This is a genomic window from Methylophaga sp. UBA1464, from assembly GCF_002325665.1.
Lineage (GTDB): Bacteria > Pseudomonadota > Gammaproteobacteria > Nitrosococcales > Methylophagaceae > Methylophaga.
In genome coordinates, this window is the sequence record NZ_DCSO01000053.1 from 538 (window position 1) to 7,094 (window position 6,557).

General features: G+C 42.4%; 8 protein-coding genes. 4 read left to right on the forward strand and 4 right to left on the reverse strand.

The annotated features are described in order from the left end of the window. The 3 genes from B3O33_RS06390 to azu all read left to right on the forward strand — a co-directional run. Positions 1–381 (forward strand): hypothetical protein (locus tag B3O33_RS06390; RefSeq protein ID WP_292363216.1); only part of this gene is annotated, 381 nt, incomplete at its 5' end. 339 nt (positions 382–720) lie between these two features. Next, a complete protein-coding gene (locus B3O33_RS06395; protein WP_292362574.1) occupies positions 721–1,713 on the forward strand; it encodes a hypothetical protein in 993 nt (330 codons plus the stop codon). 423 nt (positions 1,714–2,136) lie between these two features. Next, positions 2,137–2,586: an azurin gene (azu, locus tag B3O33_RS06400; protein WP_292362575.1), complete on the forward strand. Its 450-nt coding sequence runs from the start codon at positions 2,137–2,139 to the stop codon at positions 2,584–2,586. A 60-nt stretch (positions 2,587–2,646) separates the two neighbouring features. Here azu and B3O33_RS06405 read toward each other — a convergent pair whose 3' ends face one another. From B3O33_RS06405 to B3O33_RS06420, 4 genes are all read right to left on the reverse strand, one after another. Further along, entirely contained in the window at positions 2,647–3,417 is a 771-nt protein-coding gene (locus tag B3O33_RS06405) for an EAL domain-containing protein (RefSeq protein ID WP_292362576.1), read from the reverse strand. A gap of 55 nt (positions 3,418–3,472) precedes the next feature. Next, positions 3,473–3,913: a BLUF domain-containing protein gene (locus tag B3O33_RS06410; protein WP_292362577.1), complete on the reverse strand. Its 441-nt coding sequence runs from the start codon at positions 3,911–3,913 to the stop codon at positions 3,473–3,475. 144 nt (positions 3,914–4,057) lie between these two features. Continuing rightward, positions 4,058–5,053 carry a PA2778 family cysteine peptidase gene (locus B3O33_RS06415; RefSeq protein ID WP_292362578.1) on the reverse strand — a complete coding sequence of 332 codons (996 nt, stop codon included), beginning with the start codon at positions 5,051–5,053 and terminating at the stop codon, positions 4,058–4,060. Between the two features lie 13 nt (positions 5,054–5,066). Then, positions 5,067–5,444: a DUF6627 family protein gene (locus B3O33_RS06420; protein WP_292362579.1), complete on the reverse strand. Its 378-nt coding sequence runs from the start codon at positions 5,442–5,444 to the stop codon at positions 5,067–5,069. A 491-nt stretch (positions 5,445–5,935) separates the two neighbouring features. Between B3O33_RS06420 and B3O33_RS06425 the strand changes: the two genes are divergently transcribed. Next, on the forward strand, positions 5,936–6,557 hold a 622-nt coding region (locus tag B3O33_RS06425), incomplete at its 3' end, for a CHASE domain-containing protein (protein WP_292363217.1).

Genomic DNA, 6,557 nt, shown 5'->3' on the forward strand with positions numbered 1-6,557 from the left:
CAAAACGTGATTAGCCAGTTGAGTCAAAACCTTAATCAGGCGATGCAAGCCAACCAATCCTTAACCAGTAAACTGGAAACGGTCGCTCATGATCGGGAAGTGCTTAGAAAAGAACTGTTGAATAAAAAAGGTGGGGATTTGATTCCAACTATCGCTTTGCCTGAGTTCCAGACTATTTATTACCCTGATTTAGGCGTATTAGCGTTACGGGATTACTATCAATCAAGTCGCAGTATTATCTTTACGATTAATGATCAAACTAAAAGGTTAAATGTGGGCGACAGCATTAAAATTGAGCAGGGTAATCAACTGTGTCGTCTGGTTTATCGTGGCATGCATGATGGTAAACATGGAGTGGAAAAAATCTGCAACAAAGCGTAATTGTTTTATTCAGCAATAATCTGGAAAACGTTATGTGTTTTGGCCTTAGTTATTTGGGATCCCTTAATCGTTCACGCCTTGCTTAACCAAAAAATAAACCGGCTATACGTCGGTTTTTTTATCTATGTGTTAGCTGAACGGTTTTAACGGGTTTAAAATCAGGACCTGTTGATCGTTTAGCGTCATAACAAAGGCACTTATGAAAGAGCAGCAGCCCCTAGACTTGATGGGGCCATATAATGGTTTACTGTGTCTTTAAACCTCAAACTAAACTAGTTTGTAGATGGTCTTACAGGCATACTGCAGTTCAGTTTTAATTCAATTTTGTTGGAGACAGCAGTGTTCAAAGTCAAAAAAATCATTTATGTGCCCCTGGCAATCATCGCGATTGCACTTGGCGGAGCGCATGCGGTCGCCAATAATCAGGCTAACCAGGCTGCGCAGGAATTGGTGGACGAATTAGTCACCAGAATTAATCAGAATGGTGGCCAGGTTGAAGTCGGTGAAGTGGCTGCGAATCCATATAACAAAAACATTTCAGTTAAAGATGTATTGGTTACTGATGACGCCGGTCGTAAACATCAGATTGGTTTACTAACACTGAGTGAGATTGAACTGAATCAGGAGCAGGATTTCATTTATGCAATGAATATTTCGACTCAGGATGCGTTATTTACCGTGACGGGTGGTGATGGTACGCCAGAACAGGAACAATCACTGGTGGATACTTTGCGAATCTTGGGGATTAACGAGGATAAAATAGGCCACAATCAACGTCTTGCTTATCGTTACAAACCGGTGGAACGTCAGTTAAGCCTGAATTTGCAGAATCAGTTTTATAATCCCGAACTGACAAAAAAAGACGCGGCTCAATTATTCTCAATGAATCTGCATACTGATTTCAGTCAGATCCCTGATCTGGAAAGTCAGATGCAGCGGCTTAGAAATAATGAGGATATGACAACAACCTCGGCCGAGTGGATGCAGACTGGCTTGATTAAAGCCTCTATCGAGTTTGAAGATCGTGGTGCCTGGCAACCGTTAATCGAGGAAAACGCTAAAAAAGCGGGTGTCTCACCAGAGGTTTTCAAAAACCAGTTGAAACAGCAAATGCTGCAGCAGTTTTCTGCATTACCGGCCATTTCGGCTGATTTGCAGTCACAATTAACTCAGGCCAGCACCCGTTTTATCGACAGTGATAAGCCTCAGGTGGAACTGGATATTAATTCGAAAAATCCACAGGGAACAGGTCTGATGATGACCTTTTTGGCCATCATGATGTCACCTAATGCATTGGAAAATTATTTTGACATCCAGGTTAAAGCGGACTAACAGAAATACTGTTATCTGTTCAGTTGCAACCTGACTTTAAGGGCCTGGTTGTCGTCTGGAAAGCATGATTTTCAATAGTGCCGGTGTTTCTCGGATGAATACAGGAACACTTTCTCAATCTGTGTTGACCTATTGTTATCATTAAAATCTGCTCTCTATAATGAGAACGATTATTATTAAGAACCACGGTTTCATCAGTTTATTTGATAGATAAACTGTCACCAACTGCAGAGGATGATGGTGAGATTTAATCATTCAGCAAAGTGGTGGGTCAGTTGCAGAGATCTGAATGGGATGAAACGGATTAGCATTAATGATGAATCATGTATGCACGCACACAACACGTTTAATTGATAACTGAATTTTGTTGGTGTGCTTATCTTGTGAAGAAGGCAATGTTGCCGGAATTATTGGGAGATCAAAATGAATAAGAATCGTTTGTTAGCCGCTGCTGCCGTATTTATGTTGTTGCCGTTTACTGCATTTGCCGATGAATGTGAATTGGTCATTGAAGGTACTGATCAAATGAGTTTCGACAAGAAAAAAATGTCGGTTCCTGCCAGCTGTGAAACCGTCAAGGTTACGCTTAAACATACTGGCTCAATGGCAAAAGATATGATGGGCCATAACTGGGTGTTAACTAAGACGGATGATATGCAGGCAATTGTGAAAGAAGGTGCTGCCGCAGGCCTGGATAATAATTATCTGCCAGAAGGTGATGACCGTATCATTGCTGCCACGGAAGTGATTGGCGGTGGAGAAACATCAGAAGTTGAATTTTCTACTGAAGGACTGGCTGGTGAGAAGCTGACTTTCTTCTGTTCATTTCCTGGACATAGCGGCATGATGAAAGGCCGTTTTGAAGTAAAATAAACAATGACCTCCCTCCAGAATTTAATTTGGAGGGAGGTTTTTTTTATTTCTTTATTTCTGTCAGCGATAAAGTGCGGGATCAACGTCTGGCAACGCTTCAAACTGTGGTTTGGCAAAATAGTAGCCTTGAAATAAAGCCACGCCCTGATCCCGTATGAACTGAAACTCTTCAATCGTTTCCACACCCTCGGCAATCACGCTTATTTCCAGATCATTGCAGGTCATGATGATTGAACGCACGATGGATTGTCGAACTTTATCGGTATTAATGTTCCGAATCAGTGCCATATCGAGTTTGATAATGTCAGGCTGCCAATCAGCAAGTAGATTTAATCCGGCATAACCCGATCCAAAATCATCAATTGCCGTGGTGAAGTTATGCCGTTTGTATTCATCGAAGATATTTTTCAGGTGATTGTTGTCGTTTACTTTTTCCACCTCAGTGACTTCGAACATTAAATTCTCAGTCGGAAAATTCATCACCTCAGCCGCTTCCAGTGTCGCCCTGATACAGGTTTCAGGTCGATATACGGCATTCGGGAAGAAGTTGATGCTGAGCATACCCTGCAAATCCAGTTGTTTGGCCATCTGGATGGCCTTTACCCGAATGGTCTGATCAAATGAGTAGCGGTTGGTATCGTTCAGTTTGTCCAGTATTGTGTAGGCAGGCTCATTATTCACACCTCTGACAAGTGCTTCATAACCAAAAAGCTGTTTATCCTTAATATTAACAATCGGCTGGAATGCCATTGAAAAACTGAAATCCAGTCCACCACCTTCTAAACACTTATTACAACCTAACGGTTTGAAATTGGGCATTTCAATAGTCATTTGATTCGTTTTCTCTCTTTCTTTGTTCGTATATTGTTCGTATGGTCAGGTGATATCAGATAAATAGAGTCTGATCAGCATTTTTCTGGGATGGGCTATTCAGATAATGTTTCAGCTGAAAAGCAAATTTATCGGCATTATCACTGGATAACTTTTCAGGTAACTCCTGTCTCAGCCTGCGCATGTTACCTTGACTGATATCAATGTAGCCCATTGACCAGTCGTTAAAAATGTATTTATTGCTAAGGCAGATATTAATCAGTTTACAGTCATAATGACGGTCATCATCAAGGATTTTTTGATAGAGTTTAATGACCGCTGTTTCGGGACCTTCAAGTACCTGAATAAAATCGGAATGGTTATAGCAGAGGATGCCATGGATCTGGATTTGCCAATTGTTTTGTCGACTCTGTTGCAGCAGCTTTGTTAAATCGATTTCTGATAAACGCTGATGGGTTTTGCTGCTGTACAAAATTCTCAATAAGCTTTTTGTCAAAATACGGCATCCTGATAGTCATGACGAAAAGCTGTCGCATACCATTTCCGTCAATATTTCAGTTTAGTTTATGTCAGGGAAAGTACTACCACAACCTTAAACATGCATCAGACAGATCGCTAAGATTGTTCTGTTATCCGGTGATCAGTTTATACAGGATATGGTTGGACAGGTTTTATGGGAAATCGGCTCCAAGGCGAACATTTCCTGAAATGTAGACTGAATATTTTGATCGTCAGGTGCCAGTCGTATTGCACAGGCTGCGGAAGCCAAAGCGGTTTGATGACAGCCCATCGCCTTTAACGTATATGCCCGGTTATTTCTCAGTGAGGCTTCTTGCGGGAATTTTTCTGTTAATTGGCCATATATGGTATCGGCTTTAACAAAGCTGTCTTGTTGATAATACAGATTGGCCAATGCAATTCCGGGTTGTTTATTATCTGGCCAATGCGACATTGCTGCCTGGTAAGCTTGTTCTGCTGTAGCTGACTGACCGGTTTTTTCAGCGTCATAAGCGGTCTGTAACCAGACGGCCAGATTGGCAGTGGATGGAATATTTTCCGGTTCAACGATGACCAGGGCCCAATGTTCAGTTCGTGCCCAGGTACGTTCAAAGGTTTGCAGAGTGGTTTGCCAGCGTTTGGTTTCTCCTGAACGCAGGATTAACTCACCTGAATCGATATTAAAACCCACTACTACGGCGTAATGCCAGAAGGGTTTCCAGTTATATCCAAGGTTTTGCATAACCAGAACCGGATTGCCGGCAGCGACCTCTGTCAGTAAATCTTCCATATCAGGTGCTAACGGGTAGGGCATTAAACCCTGCTTGCGGGTGGCTGCAATCATTTCTATCTGCAGACTGCCTTGCTTTTCCGGGATATATACCTGTTCGGTCAGGGTGTCAGGCAGGATGTCTATGCCACGGTATTGCATAACAGTGGCTAAAGCGGCGGGACCACATTGATACTGAGTCTGGGGGAAAAAAGGCACATCCTCCAGTTCAACCATACGGGGTTCAAACGCCTGCTGGTTTAGTTGATTGGTTTGCGGTGTATGACTACAGGCTGGGAGGATTAAACTCAGTAGTAATAAAACACCCAGCCGGAGCTGGGTGTTGGTAATGCCATAACCTTTTTGCATCATTGAAACCAGACTATCTGACCGGTCTGACAAATGGGAATATATCGGTTGCACCAATGGCATCGGTAATCACAAATACAACAAAAATAAGCACAATGGCACCAAGGATCCCGCCGGCTGGCATATCATTGATTTGCTGATTTAATTGGGCAATTTCAAAATCAGTCATGCTGTTGATGCGATCCTGGACTACTTCAGGAGCGACCCCCATTGATAATAATTTTTCCTGAACATCATCACGATCCAGCATCGAAAATAACTGTTCACGATCATATTCGGATTGCTGTGACTGAATCACATCCGGCGTAGTGATCATGGCGGCCTGCACCGGTAAGGTGACGCTTCCAAAAAAGCCCAGTAACGCTATCCAGGCGAATATTTTTTGTTTCATGTACATCCCTCCGTTGGTTTATATCAGGTCAAAAACAAAGACCATAACTGAGCTTAACATGAGTTTAAGATAAGCACTATAACCTATGTAATAAAGCCCCAGAACCCCCAGTTCTGATTGAGAAAAATCCTTCAGCCACTACTCTTATGTATCTGGAATAATCATAAAGAAGTCTGGACAGGTAATGCTCCAGATAATGTTTTGTTCGTAAATTCTGAACGGACGAGACTGAGAAAAATACCCGATAAATTAATTTGGCTGCGCCTTGTTTGACCTGATTTCAGTTCACTGCTGACGCAAACTTGAAAGCACAGAACACCCATGGACATAGCCAGTTGTTAAACTGGGTATGTGATGAAGTTCCTTGGGTTTTGTTATGCTGTACAGGTAGAATTTCTGCATATCTTGCGTAAGGAAAAGCTTAAGCAAAAATAGTGAAACCGCTTTTCGATAATAACGGACAGCATAGTATTCAACGGATCTGAATTTTAATGGAGCTGACGACTATTCGTACTCATCAGAGTTTATTACTCAAACCTTTTACGCTGGTGACATCATTTCTGGCCTTTCTATTTGGTTTGATCGTGACATTTTTTGTGGCAGGAAAAATGGCCGAAACAGAGTATGTTCGGCTCGAAGCCGCATATACACTGACATTTAACCAGGCTGTCAATGCTGTAGTCGGAAAAATAAATGCCTACGAGGAAATGTTGCGTGCAACTCAGGGGCTTTTTTATGTTGCGCCCGATTTATCTCGAAATGATTTTGCCAATTTTTATCAGAGTCTGAAACTCGAAGAAAACTATCGGGGTATTCAGGGACTGGGTTACGTTGTTGCCCTGACTCCAGAGCAAAAACAAACGCATATCAATGCCGTCAGGCAAACCGACTTATTGAGTTATGACATTTACCCGCATGGTAAGCGTGATCAATATTCTTCAAATCTGTATATCGAACCTATGACCAACAAAAATAGGCGGGCGCTGGGGTTTGATATGTATTCCGATGCCACCCGCAAGCAGGCAATGGATCGTGCGGTCAGTACCGGCAGAGCCACCATTACCGAGAAGGTTCCTTTGAAGCAGGATGGCTCACCCTCAACCATTAATGGCT

Excerpts from the sequence above, each read along its gene's own strand:
- azu (WP_292362575.1), top strand. The coding sequence starts at position 2,137 with ATGAATAAGAATCGTTTGTTAGCCGCTGCTGCCGTATTTATGTTGTTG.
- B3O33_RS06415 (WP_292362578.1), bottom strand. The coding sequence starts at position 5,053 with ATGCAAAAAGGTTATGGCATTACCAACACCCAGCTCCGGCTGGGTGTT.
- B3O33_RS06405 (WP_292362576.1), bottom strand. The coding sequence starts at position 3,417 with ATGACTATTGAAATGCCCAATTTCAAACCGTTAGGTTGTAATAAGTGT.
- B3O33_RS06420 (WP_292362579.1), bottom strand. The coding sequence starts at position 5,444 with ATGAAACAAAAAATATTCGCCTGGATAGCGTTACTGGGCTTTTTTGGA.